Annotated in this window: 17 protein-coding genes; 10 read left to right on the forward strand and 7 right to left on the reverse strand. The window is 65.5% G+C overall.

Translation table 11 applies throughout. The annotated features are described in order from the left end of the window. Positions 1-24: 24 nt before the first annotated feature. From AC56LY_RS13420 to AC56LY_RS13440, 5 genes are all read right to left on the reverse strand, one after another. Positions 25-1,191: a serine hydrolase domain-containing protein gene (locus AC56LY_RS13420; protein WP_499580278.1), complete on the reverse strand. Its 1,167-nt coding sequence runs from the start codon at positions 1,189-1,191 to the stop codon at positions 25-27. After that, a complete protein-coding gene (locus AC56LY_RS13425; protein ID WP_499580280.1) occupies positions 1,188-1,667 on the reverse strand; it encodes a CYTH domain-containing protein in 480 nt (159 codons plus the stop codon). The genes AC56LY_RS13420 and AC56LY_RS13425 overlap by 4 nt, the downstream gene beginning before the upstream one ends. A gap of 4 nt (positions 1,668-1,671) precedes the next feature. After that, the gene (locus AC56LY_RS13430) at positions 1,672-2,793 is read right to left on the reverse strand and encodes a M14 family metallopeptidase (RefSeq protein ID WP_499580282.1); all 1,122 of its coding nucleotides are present in this window, start codon (positions 2,791-2,793) and stop codon (positions 1,672-1,674) included. Positions 2,794-2,882: 89 nt separating this feature from the next. Beyond that, a complete protein-coding gene (locus AC56LY_RS13435; RefSeq protein WP_499580284.1) occupies positions 2,883-3,248 on the reverse strand; it encodes a hypothetical protein in 366 nt (121 codons plus the stop codon). A 191-nt stretch (positions 3,249-3,439) separates the two neighbouring features. Beyond that, positions 3,440-3,754 (reverse strand): KGG domain-containing protein, encoded by a 315-nt coding sequence (locus AC56LY_RS13440; protein WP_499580287.1) that lies wholly within the window; start codon positions 3,752-3,754, stop codon positions 3,440-3,442. Positions 3,755-4,040: 286 nt separating this feature from the next. Here AC56LY_RS13440 and AC56LY_RS13445 point away from each other — a divergent pair, with 286 nt between their 5' ends. The 3 genes from AC56LY_RS13445 (at position 4,041) to AC56LY_RS13455 (ending at position 6,295) form a co-directional block, all read left to right on the forward strand. Beyond that, positions 4,041-4,913 (forward strand): hypothetical protein, encoded by an 873-nt coding sequence (locus AC56LY_RS13445; protein WP_499580289.1) that lies wholly within the window; start codon positions 4,041-4,043, stop codon positions 4,911-4,913. Between the two features lie 181 nt (positions 4,914-5,094). After that, positions 5,095-5,703 carry a hypothetical protein gene (locus AC56LY_RS13450; protein ID WP_499580291.1) on the forward strand — a complete coding sequence of 203 codons (609 nt, stop codon included), beginning with the start codon at positions 5,095-5,097 and terminating at the stop codon, positions 5,701-5,703. 28 nt (positions 5,704-5,731) lie between these two features. Then, positions 5,732-6,295 carry a D-glycero-alpha-D-manno-heptose-1,7-bisphosphate 7-phosphatase gene (locus AC56LY_RS13455; RefSeq protein ID WP_499580293.1) on the forward strand — a complete coding sequence of 188 codons (564 nt, stop codon included), beginning with the start codon at positions 5,732-5,734 and terminating at the stop codon, positions 6,293-6,295. 12 nt (positions 6,296-6,307) lie between these two features. On the opposite strand, the gene AC56LY_RS13460 is transcribed toward AC56LY_RS13455, so the two are convergent. After that, positions 6,308-6,949 carry a cation efflux transmembrane domain-containing protein gene (locus AC56LY_RS13460; protein WP_499580295.1) on the reverse strand — a complete coding sequence of 214 codons (642 nt, stop codon included), beginning with the start codon at positions 6,947-6,949 and terminating at the stop codon, positions 6,308-6,310. Positions 6,950-7,010: 61 nt separating this feature from the next. Here AC56LY_RS13460 and cadR point away from each other — a divergent pair, with 61 nt between their 5' ends. Continuing rightward, positions 7,011-7,412, forward strand: coding sequence for a Cd(II)/Pb(II)-responsive transcriptional regulator (cadR, locus tag AC56LY_RS13465; RefSeq protein WP_482899622.1), 402 nt, complete (start codon positions 7,011-7,013; stop codon positions 7,410-7,412). Positions 7,413-7,447: 35 nt separating this feature from the next. Here the strand turns inward: cadR and AC56LY_RS13470 are convergent, their stop codons facing one another. Continuing rightward, complete coding sequence (locus AC56LY_RS13470) at positions 7,448-7,687, reverse strand: hypothetical protein (RefSeq protein WP_499580297.1); 240 nt, start codon at positions 7,685-7,687, stop codon at positions 7,448-7,450. A 243-nt stretch (positions 7,688-7,930) separates the two neighbouring features. Between AC56LY_RS13470 and AC56LY_RS13475 the strand changes: the two genes are divergently transcribed. From AC56LY_RS13475 to AC56LY_RS13500, 6 genes are all read left to right on the forward strand, one after another. Continuing rightward, a complete protein-coding gene (locus AC56LY_RS13475; protein WP_499580299.1) occupies positions 7,931-8,977 on the forward strand; it encodes a transporter in 1,047 nt (348 codons plus the stop codon). Positions 8,978-9,055: 78 nt separating this feature from the next. Then, complete coding sequence (locus AC56LY_RS13480) at positions 9,056-11,887, forward strand: hybrid sensor histidine kinase/response regulator (RefSeq protein ID WP_499580301.1); 2,832 nt, start codon at positions 9,056-9,058, stop codon at positions 11,885-11,887. 85 nt (positions 11,888-11,972) lie between these two features. Then, on the forward strand, positions 11,973-13,151 hold the full coding sequence (locus AC56LY_RS13485) for a sensor histidine kinase (RefSeq protein WP_499580303.1): 1,179 nt from the start codon (positions 11,973-11,975) through the stop codon (positions 13,149-13,151). A gap of 51 nt (positions 13,152-13,202) precedes the next feature. After that, the gene (locus AC56LY_RS13490) at positions 13,203-13,748 is read left to right on the forward strand and encodes a GNAT family N-acetyltransferase (RefSeq protein WP_499580305.1); all 546 of its coding nucleotides are present in this window, start codon (positions 13,203-13,205) and stop codon (positions 13,746-13,748) included. A gap of 114 nt (positions 13,749-13,862) precedes the next feature. Continuing rightward, positions 13,863-14,453: a response regulator gene (locus AC56LY_RS13495; protein WP_499582045.1), complete on the forward strand. Its 591-nt coding sequence runs from the start codon at positions 13,863-13,865 to the stop codon at positions 14,451-14,453. Between the two features lie 134 nt (positions 14,454-14,587). Beyond that, complete coding sequence (locus AC56LY_RS13500; RefSeq protein ID WP_499580307.1) at positions 14,588-16,687, forward strand: hybrid sensor histidine kinase/response regulator; 2,100 nt, start codon at positions 14,588-14,590, stop codon at positions 16,685-16,687. Positions 16,688-16,708: the final 21 nt, after the last annotated feature.

Raw genomic sequence — 16,708 nt, forward strand, 5'->3', positions numbered from 1 at the left:
TCCGATGTGCTGCCAAGTGGCCGTCTATTTGCGGATCGCGCCCACCACGCGCGTGGCGAATTCAGCGGCGTTACCGGCATGCCAGCGCCACACGATGACCAGGTCGTGCTCGGGCGAGACGACGATATCGTTGCTGCCCGCGCCCAGCGCGGCAAACGCAGTGGCTGGCATGCCCGGCAGGTTCTTGCCCTTGGTATTGAGCCACCACAGGTAGCCGTAATCCGGGCCGTTCGCGCTTGGTGTGAGCGCCGCCGTGACATAGGCCGGCGGCAGGATCTGCTTGCCGGCCCAGTTGCCCTGGCGCAGCCACAGGTAGCCGAAGCGCGCCATGTCCCAGCTGTCGATCCACATGCCACCACCCCAGCGCGTGCCGCCGCTGACCGAGGGCACCTGTTTGCCGTTCAGTTCAACGTAGCTGTTGTGGTACGGGACCCACTTCCAGCTCGACGAGGCGTCGATCGGGTCCATGACCTGCTGCTGGAACACGTCCGGTACCGACTGGCCAAACACGCGCAGCAGCGACAGTGCCAGGCGGTTCACACGCGTATCGTTGTATTCGTAGAACGTGCCCGGCGTCTTGATGGCGCGCGGTTTCTTTTCACCCTTGCCAAACGCAGCCTTGCCGATGAAGTTGCTGTGCTTGCCCCACAGCTCGCCGTCCCATTCGGACTCTTGCTGCAGATGCTGCTTCCAGGTCACGGCCCCGTTGTGTGGCGTCGCGTAGCCGCCATCGGTGACGCGCTGCGCCACCGGCTCATCGACTTGCAGGCGCCCGTCGCGCACCGCCACGCCCGCCACGGTGGCCAGCATGCTCTTGGCCACCGAGTAGGTCGGATCGACAAAGCGCGTGTCACCGAACTCGGCCACGACATAGCCCTTGTAGATCACCACGCCGTTGGTCGCGGCGCGCCGGGTCGGCATCGAGCCCAGGCGCGTACCGAAGATCGCTTCCTGGTCGGACAGGTCGAGCGGCCGCTCGGTCTCGCGCGATTGTGCAAACGCGATCGCAGCGGCAAGTGCCACCGGATCCATCCCGAGCGCCGCCGGGTCCTTGCGCGTCCACTCCCCGGCGGGCGGGAAGTAAGCGGCGCCGACTGTCGCAGCCGGCGCGGCCGAGGCGCCGGAAAACGCCAGACTCAACGCGGTAACGATGGATACTTTGATGAGGCTGCGGCGCGCGTGACGGGTCATGTGGGGGTATCGGTCCAGGTGGAATACGGCGCCCTGATCAGGCTCGAATTGTAATAACGCTTGTCGCCAGTGACTTCCTGGCCGATCCAGTCGGGCTTGTCGAACACGGTATCTTCGGCCGGCAGCTCGATCTCGGCCACGATCAGGCCCGCGTTCTCGCCCAGGAATTCATCGACTTCCCAGGTGAACCCGGCGTGCTCGATGCGGCGCCGGGTCTTTTCGACCAGGGGCCGCTCGCACAGGCGCTCGAGCAGTTCGGCGGCTTCAAGCAGCGGGATCGGATACTCCCACTCGCCGCGCGAAGCACCTTCGCTCTTGCTCTTGATGGTCAACACGCCCTGCTCGCCCTCGATGCGCACGCGCACCGTGCGCGTCGGGTCGGCGCACAGATAGCCCTGGCGCAGCAGCGTGGCCGTGCCCAGCGTGCGCCAGGCGTCGCCTTTCAGCAGGAACTTGCGCTCGATCTCGATGCCCATCGCGTCAGCCCAGCCCTTGCAGGATCGGCTGCAGCATGGCCGCGCCCAGGCCTGCGCTGCGTGCGCCGTTCCAGCCGGTGTGCGCGTCGGGCAGGTTGGCGTTGTCCTTGAACGGCATTTCCAGCGTCAGCGACAGGCATTTGTAGTGGTGGCCAACATACTTCGACGCCAGCGTGAGCAGTTCGTCGTTGTACTTGCTGGCGGCGTAGCCGAACTCTTTCTGGAAGTCCGGGCTGCAGGCGATGTAGCGGTCGATGAAGGCGGTTTGCTCCATTGCGCGCTCGGCCGTGAAATCGGCCAGCATTTCGCAGCCGGCCACGAAGTTGTACGGCAGCGCTTCGTCGCCGTGAATATCGAAGAACATGTCGATGCCGGTTTCTTCGATCTTCTGCTTCACGCACAGTACCTCGGGGCTGCGCTCGAGCGACGGGTTCATCCATTCGCGGTTCAGGTTGGCACCGGCGGCGTTCGTGCGAAGGTTACCGCGCACCGAGCCGTCCGGGTTCATGTTCGGCACGATGTAGAACACGGCGCGCTGCAGCAGCGTGCGCGCCACCGGATTGGCGCTGTCGAGCAGCGCGTCCATCATGCCTTCGACGAACCATTCGGCCATCGATTCGCCCGGGTGCTGACGTGCGATGACCCAGATCTTTTTCTCGGCCTGCGGGTTGCCGATCACGACCAGGTTCATGTCGCGGCCCTCGACCGTGCTGCCGATGTCGAGCACACGCGCGATCGGGTTCTCGGCCACTTCGCCCAGCAGGCGCAGGTGGCGTTCCCAGCTATACGGCTCGAAGTAGGCGTAATACACGCTGTCCGTTTCCGGCGTGTGCTCGATCGTCATCACCTGGCCATCGAACGTGGTCGGCACGCGGAACCAGTTGTCGAGGTCATAGCTGGCCACCGCCTGGTAATCCTCGAACCCCTTCGGGTACGTGGCCTGGCCGGCGTTCAAAAAGCGCATCGTCACGGCCTGGTCGCGCGCACCCTGCAGCCGAAAATGGAACCACTGGTGGATGTCGGCGTGCGAGTCGGCGCGCAGGTTCAGGTCGATCCGGGACGGATGCCCGGCGTTGACGACATCGATCGATCCGGCGTCGAACATCGTGCTGATCTTGATGGACATGGTGATCCTTTCATGGCCCGCCGTGGAAGGCGGCGCAGGGTGACAAAGCGCCGGGCGCCAGCCCGGCGAGAGGCAAGCAGAAACGGTATTTACTGCGCGTCGAGGTCGATCAGGTCCTTGGTGTACATCGCCATGATCTGACGCATCAGCTCGACATTGCCGCGATCGAGCACGACCGTCAGGTCCGGCTTGGTCTCGAGGGCGAAGGTCATGCGGATCATGCCTGGCAACTCTTTGCAATTGACGTACTGGACGCGTGGCGTATTCGGGTTCTGCCAGTCGGCCTCGCCGATGACTGGACCGGCCGCCGGCGCCTTGAGCTGCGGATCCTGATTGACCGGCAGGTGCTTGAGCAGCCAGAACACGACATTGGCCGGGATGTGGACGGCGACATCGCTCGCACCGATGGTGGAGAACTTGGTCAGCAACAGGTTACCAACCCGGTCGCAGGACATGGACAGGCTCTTGACTTGACGAATGACCGCTGGTTTCACGACGTTGATCCTTGGGGGAAGGTTGAAAAAGGCGCTGCGATTCTACCGCATCCCCCCGCCCTTTTGGGCAGTTTGCACCAGCGGACAGCAAAACGGGGAGCATACCGCTCCCCGTGAATGGCCGTGCCGGCACGCTGCCGGCGGCAGACCGCCTACTCCTTGGCGCCACCGCTGCGGCTGCCGCTTCCTGCGCTCTGGCGGTTACCGCTCTTGACCGCGCTGCTCACCATGTCGGCGGCGCTCGCGGACTGCCGGTTCCCGTGGCTCAGGCTGCCTGCGCGGCGGGCTTCGTCGGACGTGAACTCGTGCGCCGTTCCCTTCGCATGAGCAGCCTTGCCGCCCTGGCTGGCGATTTCACGCTGGCGTGCAGGATCCATCGATGCGAAGCCGCGATTACGCGTGCCGCCGGCACTTTGACTATTGCCCGGCGTGCCCGATTGCTTGTTACCCTGGTTGCTTGAGGCCATGATGAGGTTTCTCCCATATACACGATTGGAAACCGCCGCGTCCTGCGGCAGGCTTGAGGCCTGCCGACGCCGAACGGCGGCGACGATGAGCCCAAATCCATAGTAGGCACGCCTTTTGGATGCTGCTATAGGAGTAGTCCAGATGACTTTGTAGGACAACGCGCGAGAATTAGTGCATTCAAGAAATTAAAGTTCCGCCATTCATTCTTCGGCTCAGGAACAGTCCTACACACACCCCCTACGTCATCCTATTCTGTGCGTCGCCGGGTGCGCGCATGATGAATCCATGCGGCAGGCATCGACCTGCCAGTTCACCAATGCACAGGAGACCGACATGGATGCGAACCAGCGTAGCGAAGTGAATAACCAGACCAACAACGGTGCCAACGAAAAATGGAACCCGGACGCCAAGGGCGCAACGCGCGATGGCGCCACCGAACAACGCGCACCGTCCGGCACCGGTATGGCGCAACCGGATCGTCCGGGCGCAGCGCAAGGCCAGCTCGCCACGACCGGTGCCCAGCAGGGCACGACCGACAGCCACCAGCGCGCAATGGAAGCGCATTCCGCTGAGTGGGGTCAGTTGAACGAGCCTGTGGGCAACCGCCAGGGTGATACACGCACTGCCGGTAACCCGAATGCGCCTGCGTCGGTCCAGCCAGCGCATGCCGGCGGCACGACGATTGGCACCGGCGTGGATACCGGCATCGTCCCCGGCACCGGCACCGAAGATCGTAATGCACGCGGCACGGAAGCCGGCGTGCCGGGCGTGCAGCACGGCGACATCTATGGCAACCGCCAGAGCGTGGACAATGCCAACGGCGAAAATCGCGCCGATACCCAGGATGCAAGCTCCAGCAAGATCCAGGAAAGCACTGATCGCCAAGGCTCGCAGACGGGCGAGAACCCGCGTGAAGTGCCCGCCGACCGCTTCCACCAATCCAACGATCTGGCCGGTGGCCTGCCGCGCAGCGGCGGCAACAGCGGCCCGCGCACCGAGGGCGAGGGTTACCAGACGGGCGGCAGCATGAACGCCGAACCGAACCCGGTACACGAATCGAACGATGCGGCAGGCGGCTATCCGCGCAGCCCGGGCGGCGCCAACAAGCTCGCCGGCGACAGCAAGATGGACGACGACACGGGCTTTTCACGCAAATAATTGCGTGAGTTTTCCGTAGTGACACGTTCCGGGGCGCCATTGGCGCCCCGGTTTGCATGCGAGGGCGCTTGATCCAGCGCCAAGCTGCCCGCCCCCGCCGGAACCAGTGCACACCCATGACAGTCGAACCGCTCGCCATCGCCACCCATGCGCAGTGGCGCCCAATCAGCGGAGACTTGCCATGCCAGCGCTGCACGATGCACCCTGCCCTGCTGCCGTGCCGCCTTTCGGCGCACACCTACCGGAGCGTATCCTGGCGCGGCGTCGGCTGAATATCGGTCCGGCCTGCTTCGTGATACTTGCCAGCCACCTGCACGCCGGTCGCCTCGCGCCAGGCATTGGCATCGCCACCGTGATCCTGGGCGTTGCCAGGCTGCGACAGCGGCATGGTGTCGATGCGGTGCTGCTGGTTGCCGTGGGCGCTGATGCTGAGGCTGAGGCTGAGGCTGAGGCTGATGCTGATGCCATGGGAGATGCAGATGCCGGCGCAGAACTGGCGCGACTGCGCGAACTGGTGCGCGCACTGGCCATGACAGCGCATGTGCGTTTTTTGGTCGCTGCGTCGCTGCACAGTTCGCGCGACTGGCTTGCAGCGGCCGACGTGCTGGTCAGTATGCCGTGGCGCATGGCAGACACGGGCATCACGATGGACGACGGGCGCGATGTGGCGCGCGGGCAGGCTACCGCCGTCGCCCTTCCGCCGCGCGATGCCGAGGCGCTGGCGACCCACCTGGCCAGTCTGCAGCGCCGGCGCGGCCCCGCGCAGGTAACGGCGATGCCAGTCGCGTGACCATGACCGCACCGTGAAAGGCGCCCGCATGAAAGCCATTTTCCTGGACAACGACGGAACGCTGGTCGACGACATGCCCTTTGCTGCCGAGCCGCGTCGCATCCGTCTGGTCAGCGGCGCCGGGCCCGCGCTGCGGCTGCTCTCTGGCCTCGACTACCGCTTGTTTGTCGTCGCCAACCAGTTCGGCATCGCGCACGGCTGCTTCGGCGAAGACGCAATGACACCGATGTCCGACCGCCTGCGCGACCTGCTGTTTCGCGAGCAGCTCACGCTCGACGGTTTTTACTATTGCCCGCACCACCCGCTGGGCACGGTCAGCAACTATGCCCATGCCTGCACCTGCCGCAAGCCGTCACCCGGCATGTTGCTGCGCGCCGCGCACGAGCACGACATCGACCTGCGCGCATCGTGGATGATCGGCGACATCCTGCACGACGTCGAAGCCGGCAACCGCGCCGGTTGCCGCACGCTGCTGATCGACAACGGCAACGAAACCGAGTGGCGCCTGGGCCCGCGCCGGCTGCCCACCCGCATCGCGCCCGACCTGTACCACGCGGCCATGCTGATCGCCGGGCATGGCGACCAGCGCTAAGGAAGCACTTCCCTAACGGGCCGGCATACGGGCGAGCGCCCCTTGCTGCAACTCGCCCCGCGCCTGCCGGATGATGTCGCGCGCCGCGTGCAGGCCGAGCAGCGCCATGATCGACGCCACCACGATATCGGGCCAGCCGGCACCAGTGCCGAACACACCCAGCGCGGCGAGCATTACCGCCACATTGCCGATCATGTCGTTGCGCGTGCACAGCCATACAGAGCGCATGTTTGCGTCGCCGTTCCTGAATGCATACAGCAACGCCGCTACCGCGCCATTGGCGGCAAACGCCAGCACGCTAACCACGCCCATGGTCTGGGCCTGTGGCACGTGGTCACCCGTGCCAAGCCACACCGCCCGCGCCAGCACGAGCAGCCCGAAGGCGCCCATCACGAGGCCCTTGGCATAGGCCGCCCGCGAGCGCCACACGACCGCCAGGCCCAGCACGAACAGCGAGACGCCGTAGTTGGCGGCGTCGCCCAGAAAATCGACCGAGTCGGCCAGTAGCGACACCGAACCGGCGGCCAGGCTGCTGACGATCTCGACGCCGAACATGGCGAAGTTGATGACAAGGGCCGCCCACAGCACTTTGCGGTAGCGCCCGTCGGGCGGCGGCGTGGCGGAACTGCACGATCCGGAACAGCATGACGACATACGCACCTCCAAAGACAATGGATGCATTAGAATCCCTGTAGTTACTACAAGGTCAAGGTGGATGTCGATGCGAATTGGAGAACTGGCGAAGCTGACGGGTTGTCAGGCCGAAACGGTGCGGTTCTATGAATTGAAGGGTCTGTTGCCGCCACCCGTGCGTTCGCAGGCGAACTACCGGGTCTACGATGCGAGCCACGCCGAGCGGCTGCATTTCATCCGGCGTTGCCGGGCATTGGGGATGTCGCTGGCGGAAATCGCCACGTTGCTGGGCTACCAGGACCAGCCGGAGCGCTCATGCAGCGGCGTCAATGCGCTGGTCGACCATCAGTTGTCCGAAATCGATCGCCAGATCGCTGAACTGCAGCAATTGCGCACTGCCCTGTCGAGCGTGCGTGCGCGCTGCGACTCGGTTCAGACGGCGGGCCAGTGCGCGATCCTGCGCGAGCTGACCGAACCCGCCTGAGACTGCGCCGGCGGTCCTGTGCCGGCCACGGGCAATTACATGCGTGGATCCTCGATCAGGACCTGGTCGTCCATGCGCACGAGTTCACCCATCAGCACACGGTGGATCACGGCGCCATGCACGCCATGCTGCTTGAGGAATTCAACGGCGCTGAGGGTGCCAAGGCTGGCCTGGATCTGCATACCCTGGCGCACGACGTGGGTAGCGTCCGCGTACGGATTCGACTGCATGTACGGCAGGCCGACATAGCGGCGATCGATCTGTGATGTTTGCATCTGATTTCTTTCGTGGGGCGCGAGCACAAAAAATCCGTCGGCATTGCCGCCGACGGAATAACGCGAAATCCGTCGGGGATCACGCGAGAGAGAGACAGACAGAGAGACACAGCACCGATCTTAGCGGCCCTACATTTCAGCTTGATGACATCGCACTAGTGTGCCGACATCGCACCTGATCCTGCACATGGTGCGCGTGGATGGCCCTACAATTGCCCATCGTTGATTCAACCTGGACGGGAAATGGCGGCATCCAGCTTCAATTACGGCTCCGACAATTCGGGCCTGGTGTGGGGTTTCCTGATCGACCCCGGGACTGGCGCCGCGCCCACTGCGGTGCCAACTGCGGTGCCAACTGCGGTGCCCATCGGCGTGGCCGACGCCGTGCGCTGGATGGCAGCGCCGCAGCCGAACCAGTTCATCTGGCTGCACTTCAACCTGTCGAACACGGCCAGCGAACGCTGGCTGCGCCAGCACGCCGGCCTGGCCGACGAGTTCTACGCGACGCTGCACCAGGGCTCGCGCTCGACCCGCATCGAAATCGCCGATGATGCTCTGATCGCCGTCATCAACGACGTGCTGCACGGCTTTTCGCTCGACAGCGCCGAAATCTCGACCCTGTGGGCCCACGTCACGCCGCACGCCGTCATCAGTGCACGCCGCAAACCACTGGCGTCGATCGAGCGCCTGCGCCAGGATGTCTTGCAGGGCGCGCCGCTGCGCTCGTCGAGCGAGTTGCTGGTGCACCTGCTGCGCGACCAGGCCGACGTGCTGGTGAACATCGTGCGCGATGCGGTGGCGCGCGTCGACACCATCGAAGACCGCCTGCTGGCAGGACGCCTGACACGCCAGCGCGAAGAACTGGGTGCCTTGCGCCGTGTGCTGGTGCGGCTGCAGCGCCTGCTGGCGCCGGAGCCGGCCGCGCTGTTCCGGCTGTTGCAGCGCCCGCCGGTCTGGGTGCATGGCGAAGACCGCCAGGACCTGCGCCAGGCCACCGAAGAATTCACCGTGGTGCTGAGCGACCTGGCCGCGCTGCAGGAACGCATCAAGCTGCTGCAGGAAGAAATCGCCGCACGCGTGAACGAAGACAATGCGCGCAGCCTGTACCTGCTCACGATCGTGACGGTCATGGCGCTGCCGATCAACCTGATTGCGGGCCTGCTCGGCATGAACGTGGGGGGCGTCCCGCTGGCCGACAACGGCCACGGCTTCTGGATCGTGTGCGGACTGATCGCGACCTTCACGACAGTGGCGGCCTGGTTGCTGCTGCGCCTTCAACGCAACACATGATTGCCGCACGCCATTGGGATTGCGGATTGCGCAGCCAGCCCGTATCTTGAACGTTCGACCATCCCACCATCGAACCCCTTGCATTCACCTTTCAGTTTTTTGGCCGGCGGCGGCGAAATGGGCGCCCTCATGCGCGCCCACGACTGGCAAGCCACCCCGTTGGGGCTGCCGGACACCTGGCCCATGGCGCTCAAGACCATGGTCCGGGTCGTATTGTCGAGCAATCACCCGATGTTCATCTGGTGGGGCGACGAACTGATCCAGTTTTACAACGACAGCTACCGCCAGACCCTCGGTCCGGAACGCCATCCCTCCGCGCTGGGCCAGCCCGGCCGGGATTGCTGGGCGGAAGCCTGGGACCTGATCGGACCCGAGATCGAGTGCATCATGGCCGGCGGCCCCGCCGCCTGGCACGATGACCGGCTGATCCCGCTCACGCGCCACGGCCGGCGCGAAGACATCTGGTGGACTTACGGCTACAGCCCGATCGAGGACGAAGGCGGCGTGCGCGGCGTGCTCGCCATCGTTAACGACGTCACGCACAGCCATCTGCTGCGCCAGCGCCTCGAGCAAACCCACCATGCACTGTTCGACACCATGGACGAAGGCTTCGGCATGATCGAGATGATCGACGATGCCCACGGCAAGGCGGTCGACTACCTGTTCGTCGAAGCCAACCCCGCCTTTGCCCGTCACACGGGCCTGGCCGACAGCATCGGCAGAACCGCGCGCGCGCTGGTGCCCGGCATCGAGCAGAGCTGGATCGACACCTATGACGGCATCGCCCGCAGCGGCGTGGCGCGCCGCTTCGAAGAAGGCTCGGAGGCGATGGGCCGCTGGTTCACGGTGTACGCCAGCCGCATCGCGCACCCGACCAGGCGCCGCGTGGCGCTGCTGTTTACCGATATCAGCAACCAGAAGAACGCCGAACGCGCGCTGCAGGCAAGCGAAGCGGCTGCGCGCGCCGCCCTCGCCCAGGCCGAGGCCGACCGGCGCCGGCTCGACGCGCTGCTCAGTTCGGCGCCGGTGGGGATCGTCTATGCCGACGCCCAGGGTGCGCTCTCGTCGGCAAACCCGATGATGCACGTGCTGTGGGGCGAGCATCCGATGACCACCAGCACCGAAGGCTACGCTGACTGGCGCGGCTGGTGGGCCGACGGTTCGCAGCGTCACGGCCAGCCGGTCCAGGCCCGCGACTGGTCGCTGGTGCGCGCGCTGCGTGGCGAGCAGGTCGACGCCGACTTCGTCGAGATCGAACCGTTCGGCCGGCCGCACGAGCGGCACACGCTGCTCACCCGGGCCGCCCCCATCCGCGACGACGCCGGCAACATCACCGGCGCCGTGGCGGCGTCGATGGACCTGACGGCGCAGGTGCAGGTCCAGCGGGCGTTGCGCGAGAGCGAAGGCAAGTTCCGCACGATGACCGAGGCGATGCCGCAGATGGTGTGGTCAGGCCTGCCCGATGGCACCAACGATTACGCGAACCGGCGCTGGTGCGAATTCACAGGGATGTCGAGTCAGGCGCTGGCCGGCAGCGGCTGGACCCGGACCATCCACGCCGACGACTTGCCGGCGCTACGCACCCAGTGGACGGCCAGCCTGGCCAGCGGCGTCCTGTTCGAGATCGAGCACCGGCTGCGCCACCACAGCGGCGAGTATCGCTGGGTGCTCAACCGCGCCCTGCCGGTGCACGACGAGACCGGCGCCATCATCCGCTGGATGGGCACGGTCACCGACATGCACGACCAGCGGCTGGCCGCCGAAGAACTCAAGGCGGCCAATGTCCGCAAGGACGAATTCCTGGCGATGCTGGCGCATGAACTGCGCAATCCGCTGGCGCCAATCAGCACCGCTGCCCAGATGCTCAAGCTCCCGGGCGTCGACCCGAAGCGCACCGCGCATGCGGCCGACGTCATCGGCCGCCAGGTGCGGCACATGGTCGAGCTGGTGGACGATCTGCTCGACGTCTCGCGCGTCACGCGCGGCCTGGTCGAACTCGAGCGCCTGCCGGTCGATCTCAGGACCGTGATCTACAGCGCTATCGAACAGGCGCGTCCGCTCATCGAAAAAAAGGGCCACACCCTCGCAACGCGCCTGGGCGCGGCCAACGTCACCGTCACGGGCGATCGCAAGCGACTGGTGCAGGTCATGACCAACCTGCTGGGCAACGCGGCCAAGTACACGCCGGACGGCGGCGAGATCACGGTGTTTGCCGAAGCCGCCGCCGATGCGGCCAGCGTGACCTTGTCGGTCAGGGACAACGGGATCGGCATCGATGCCGGCCTGCTGCCCGCCATCTTCGAGCTGTTCACGCAAGCCAGGCGCACGCCGGACCGGACACAGGGCGGGCTCGGCCTTGGCCTGGCCCTGGTGCGCAGCATGGTGACGCTGCACGGCGGCAAGGTCGAGGCATACAGCGACGGGCCTGGCCGGGGCAGCTGCTTTGCCGTCACGCTGCCGCTGGACGCCAATGCGGCCGATCCTGCCACCACGACGCAAGAAGAGCACGCGCTGGCCGCGCACACGGCGCTGCGCATCATGATCGTCGACGACAACCGCGACGCGGCCGAATCGCTGGGCATGGTGCTCTCAGCCATGGGTCACAAGGTACAGGTCGAGGCGTCGCCGCATGGCGCCCTGCTGCGCGCCGACGCCGAATCGTTCGATGTCTGCCTGCTCGACATCGGCCTGCCCGACATGGACGGCTACCAGCTCGCGCAGCGGCTGCGCGCCACGCCACGCGCAGCCGGGGCAGTCATGCTGGCGCTCAGCGGCTACGGGCAGCCACAGGACGTGGCCGCGTCGCAGGCCGCCGGCTTTGCGCGGCACCTGGTCAAGCCGGTGGACATTCCCTGTCTGCTGGCGTTGCTCGACGAACTGGCGCCGGACCCGGGGCGCCTGCCTACCTGATCACAATCGGACGGCATGCGCCCGTGGCCCGGCGTAAAATAGCCGCTCGTCAATACGACATTCATCATCGAAAGGGCAGCCTCCAGTGAGTTTCGCCACCGACCAGCAAGCCGGCTCCGACCACCTGTCGGCCAATGCACAGCGGATGCTGGGCCTGCGCGGGGCCGTTTTCGCGACATGGGAAGCACGCGTGCGTGAACGCGTTGCGCAGGCGCGCAATGTGCAGCATCCGATCCTGATCGATACGCTGCCAGTGTTCTACGACAACATCGTCCAGAGCATCAGCCCGGACTACCCGCGCACGTCCGCCGTCGACGGCACCACGGTTGCTGCCGAGCATGGCGGCGAACGCGCGCGCATCACGTCGTACGATCACACTGCGCTGATGGAGGAGTATCAGATCTTCCGTTGGGCCATCTTCGATGTGCTGCACCGCGAACAGGTCGTGCTCGATCACAGCGAAATCCACACGATCCATTCATCGATCGATTCCGGCATTCAAGAGGCCGTGGAAGCGTTCTCGCTGGTGCACAGCGGTTTCCGGGAACGCTTCGCTGCAGCGCTGACGCACGATATGCGCGGCCCGCTGGGCGCCACGGTCACTGCGCTTGAACTCATCCTGCGCAGCAACGACCTGGACCAGATTAAAAAGGTGGCCGGCAAGGCGCTGGCCAATACGCGGCGCATGAGCAGCATGGTCGACGAGTTGCTCGATACGATGGCGTTTCACAGTGGCGAGACCATTCCGCTGACGATCACGAGCTTTCCGATGGACGAACTCGTGGCCGAGGTGCTGGCCGACGCACGCACCGCGCACGGGCCCCGTTTCGAGCTCAATGCACACCCGGTCAATGGCTGGTGGGATCGCCAGGTGTTCAGGCGGGCGATCGAGAATCTGGTGTCCAACGCGGTGAAATACGGGGCGCCTGCCACGCCGATCAGCGTCAAGGTGGACCAGCTCCACGAACGCCTGCTGGTGTCGGTGCACAACGACGGCCCGCCGATTCCGCCGCATGAGCAGGAATGCATTTTCCAGATGTATCGCCGGGCCGAGCTGGCCCAGCGCGGCGACCCGCAAGGCTGGGGCATCGGCCTGCCCTATGTGCGCGCAGTGGCCGAAAGCCATGGCGGCAGTATTGGCGTGGACAGCAGCCACGACCGCGGGACGACGTTCTTCATCAATATCCCGATTGACGGGCGCCCCCATGCCGGGTCACGTACACTGGTTGCCGGGCAGGCTCCGGGAGCGACGACAGTCGACTGAACCACTGCCGGACCTGGCCGGCACGTCATAACAATCTCCAGGAGAACCTTCATGCCCCACGCCATCACGCTACGCACGCTCTCGCAGCACGAGGCGCTTGCCTGCAGCGAGCAACTGGCCGACGTGCTGATCGATTGCGTCGAAGGCGGCGCGTCGGTCAGCTTCATGCTGCCGCTCGCGCGCACGACGGCGCTGCAGTTCTGGCACGACGTCGCCGCCGGTGTGGGACGCGCAGAACGAACGCTCATCGTGGCCGAAGACAGCGCCGGCATTCTCGGCACCGTCCAGTTGATCACGGCGATGCCGGACAACCAGCAACATCGGGCTGACGTGGCCAAGCTGCTGGTGCTGCGCCGGGCGCGTGGTGCAGGCCTGGGCCGGTGCCTGATGGAAGCGGTCGAGGGAGCAGCACGTGCCCAGGGACGCAGTGTGCTCGTTCTGGACACCGCAGACGCGGTCGCCGAGCGCCTGTATGAACGGTCGGGATGGCAACGTGCAGGGGTGATACCGGATTTCGCGCATCTTCCCGATGGCGCGCTGTGCGCAACGACGTTTTTCTACAAGTGCTGCCAGCCGGCCGACGCAATAGCGTGCTGATCTGTGATGCAGGCGTACGATACAATACGAGCAATTAAAACGAATTCAATGAATTCTCATTGATGGCGAGATTGGCGGGGAGTGGTTCTGGTGGCAACGAAGAAAAGTGCAGTGATGTCCGACGAGGTGTGTACCACGCAGGTTGCCGCCCACATGCTCGGCGTATCGGTATCGCTGGTGCAGCAACTGGCCGAAACGGGTGTGCTGGAGGCCTGGAAAACCCAGGGCGGGCACCGCCGGATTCCGCTTAAATCTATCCTTGACTACAAGCATAAGCTGGCAGGCAGCACACCGCGCGAAGGCGGCGGGCGCGCGACCATTCTCGTGATCGAGGACAACGCCATCCAGCGCGCCCTGTACCAGCGCCAGTTTGGCGGCTGGGATCTGCCGGCAGAGTTCATCTTCTGTGAAAACGGCTACCAGGCGCTGCTGGAGATTGCCCGCCGTCCGCCGGACATCCTGCTGGCGGACATCGTGATGGATGGCATCGATGGCTTCGAAGTGGTCCGCACCGTCATGACCGACCCGGAGCTGGCAGACGTCAGTATTGCCATCCTGTCCGGGCTGCCTGCTGACGAGCTGGCAGCGCGTGGTGGCGTACCGGCGGGCGTGGTGTTTTTCCCCAAACCGATCAACTACGACGAGCTGCGCGGTTACCTGCGCGCCAATCTCGCGCAACGCTCCCGCAGCCTGAGGCTCGCGTAGCGGAGACGCTATGCCCAATCAACAAATTCGTTAAATACAATTTATTAAATTAAATTAAGGGATTTAAAGGTTTTAACCTATACTTCTCGTGCCTACCAAAATCGACGGGGGCATGGGTGATCGCGGACACATCGATGAACGGCGTGCCATGGTGGCATCGCTTGCAGCAACTGGACACGCGCAGCACCAGCGCCATGATCTGCGCGGCCCTCGTGCTGCTGCTCACGCTCGGGCTGGTCAGCTCGGCATGGGTGTTGCGCGCTCGCGAGTTCGACGACTGGGCCGGCGATCTCGACAACCTGACACTGGTACTGGCCGAAAGTACGGCGCAATCGATGGCCTCGTCCAGCCTCGCGCTCGACAGCATCATCGCCGCGCTGCCGGCCAAGAACGACGATCCGGCCATGGCCGGCGAAGCCCTCTTTCGCACCATGACCGACAAGATCAGTGGCCTTCCCCAGGCCGCGGTTGCCAGCATCATCGGCGCGGATGGTGCGATGCTCAATTCCACCCGCGCCTGGCCAGCCCCCGTCATCAACCTGTCCGAACGCGATTACTTCGCTTACCACCGCGCGCACCGCAGCACCGCCCATCACGTCAGCCGGCCGGTGCGCAACAAGGTCAACGGCGCCTGGACGTTTTACCTGAGCCGCCGCCGCGAGACCCCGGATGGCCGCTTTGCCGGTGTGGCGGTGGTCGGCATTTCATGCGCATCGTTCAACGACTTCTTCCATTCTGTCAGCCCGGGCCAGGAAGCGGCGATCTCGCTGTTGTCGAGCGACCGGATCGTGCTGGCGTCGTGGCCGCAGCGTGATGCCATGCTGGGCCAGTTGCACGATACCGGCTCGAGCCCTGCTGCGCCGCGCATGGTGGCGCAGCGGCCGGTTCGCAACTACCCGTTGATCATCGAAGCGTCCGTGCCCGAAGCGCTGTTGACGAGCCATTGGTGGCGCAATCTGCGCCCTCTGGGCGCGATTGCGTTGACCGGCATGATCGGCGTGGCCCTCGCGTTTGCCACGGTCCTGCGCATCGTGCGCCAGCGCGAGCGCGATGCCATCGAGGCGCTGGCGCTGAAGGCCCAGGCCGAGGCCGCCAATCAGGCCAAGTCGCGGTTCCTGGCAATGATGAGCCACGAGATCCGCACGCCGATGAACGGGATCGTCGGCATGTCCGAGTTGCTGCTGGGCGCCGGCCTGGCGGCCCCACTGGACCGGTATGCGCGCACCGTCCACCAGAGCGTGCTCGAACTGCTGCGTACCATCAACGACATCCTCGACTTTTCAAAGGTCGAGTCCGGCAACCTGGAGATGGTGCCGCAGGCGTTCGACCCGCTGCGCCATGCGACGCAGCGGGTCGATTCGTACCGCATGAGCGCAGAGCGCAAACGCCTGGCGATCGTGCTGCGACCGGGCGTGCTGCCGCCGGCCGTCATGGCCGACGCCGACCGCATCGGCCAGGTGCTGGGCAATCTGCTCAGCAACGCCATCAAGTTCACACCGGCCGGTGGCGGCCCGATCGAACTGACCGTGCTGGCGCGGCGCGATCCGGAAGCAGCCGGCGGCTGGGTGCTGCTGTACCAGGTCACCGATCATGGCATCGGCATCGAGCCGGCTGCGCAGGCGCGCCTGTTCCAGCCATTCAGCCAGGCCGACAACACCATCAGCCGCGTCTACGGCGGCACCGGCCTGGGCCTGGCCATCTGCCGGCGGCTGGCGGACCTGATGGGCGGCAGTATCGACCTGGTTCCCCGTACCGGGCCCGGCGCCTGTTTCCGCCTGCTCGTGCCGTGCAGCCTGGCGACGACGCCGGTGCCCGACGCCGTCACCGCATCCGGCCTGCGCGCTGCCGTGGGGTCGCCGCGCGTGCTCGTCGTCGAGGACACCGAAATCAACCGCGAGCTGCTGCGGATCCTGCTCGAAAAGCTTGGCTGCCGGGTCGACGAGGCCGTCAATGGCGAAGTCGCGCTGGCAGCGCTGGCGACCAGCACCTATGACCTGGTGCTGATGGATTGCATGATGCCGGTGCTCGACGGCTACGAGGCCTGCCGCCAGCTGCGCCAGCGTGAAGACGCCAGCGGCGCGCCGCGCCTGGCAGTGGTGGCATTGACCGCCAGCGCCATCGACGGCGACCGCGAACGCTGCCTGGCGGCCGGCATGGACGATTATCTGAGCAAGCCGTTCACGGCGCAGCAGCTTGGCGACCTCGTGCGCCGCTGGACGCAGCCGGGCCGCTGAAGCACAGCCGTAGCCGCAGCC

It is taken from the genome of Telluria sp. ZT3P25 (genome assembly GCF_059685895.1).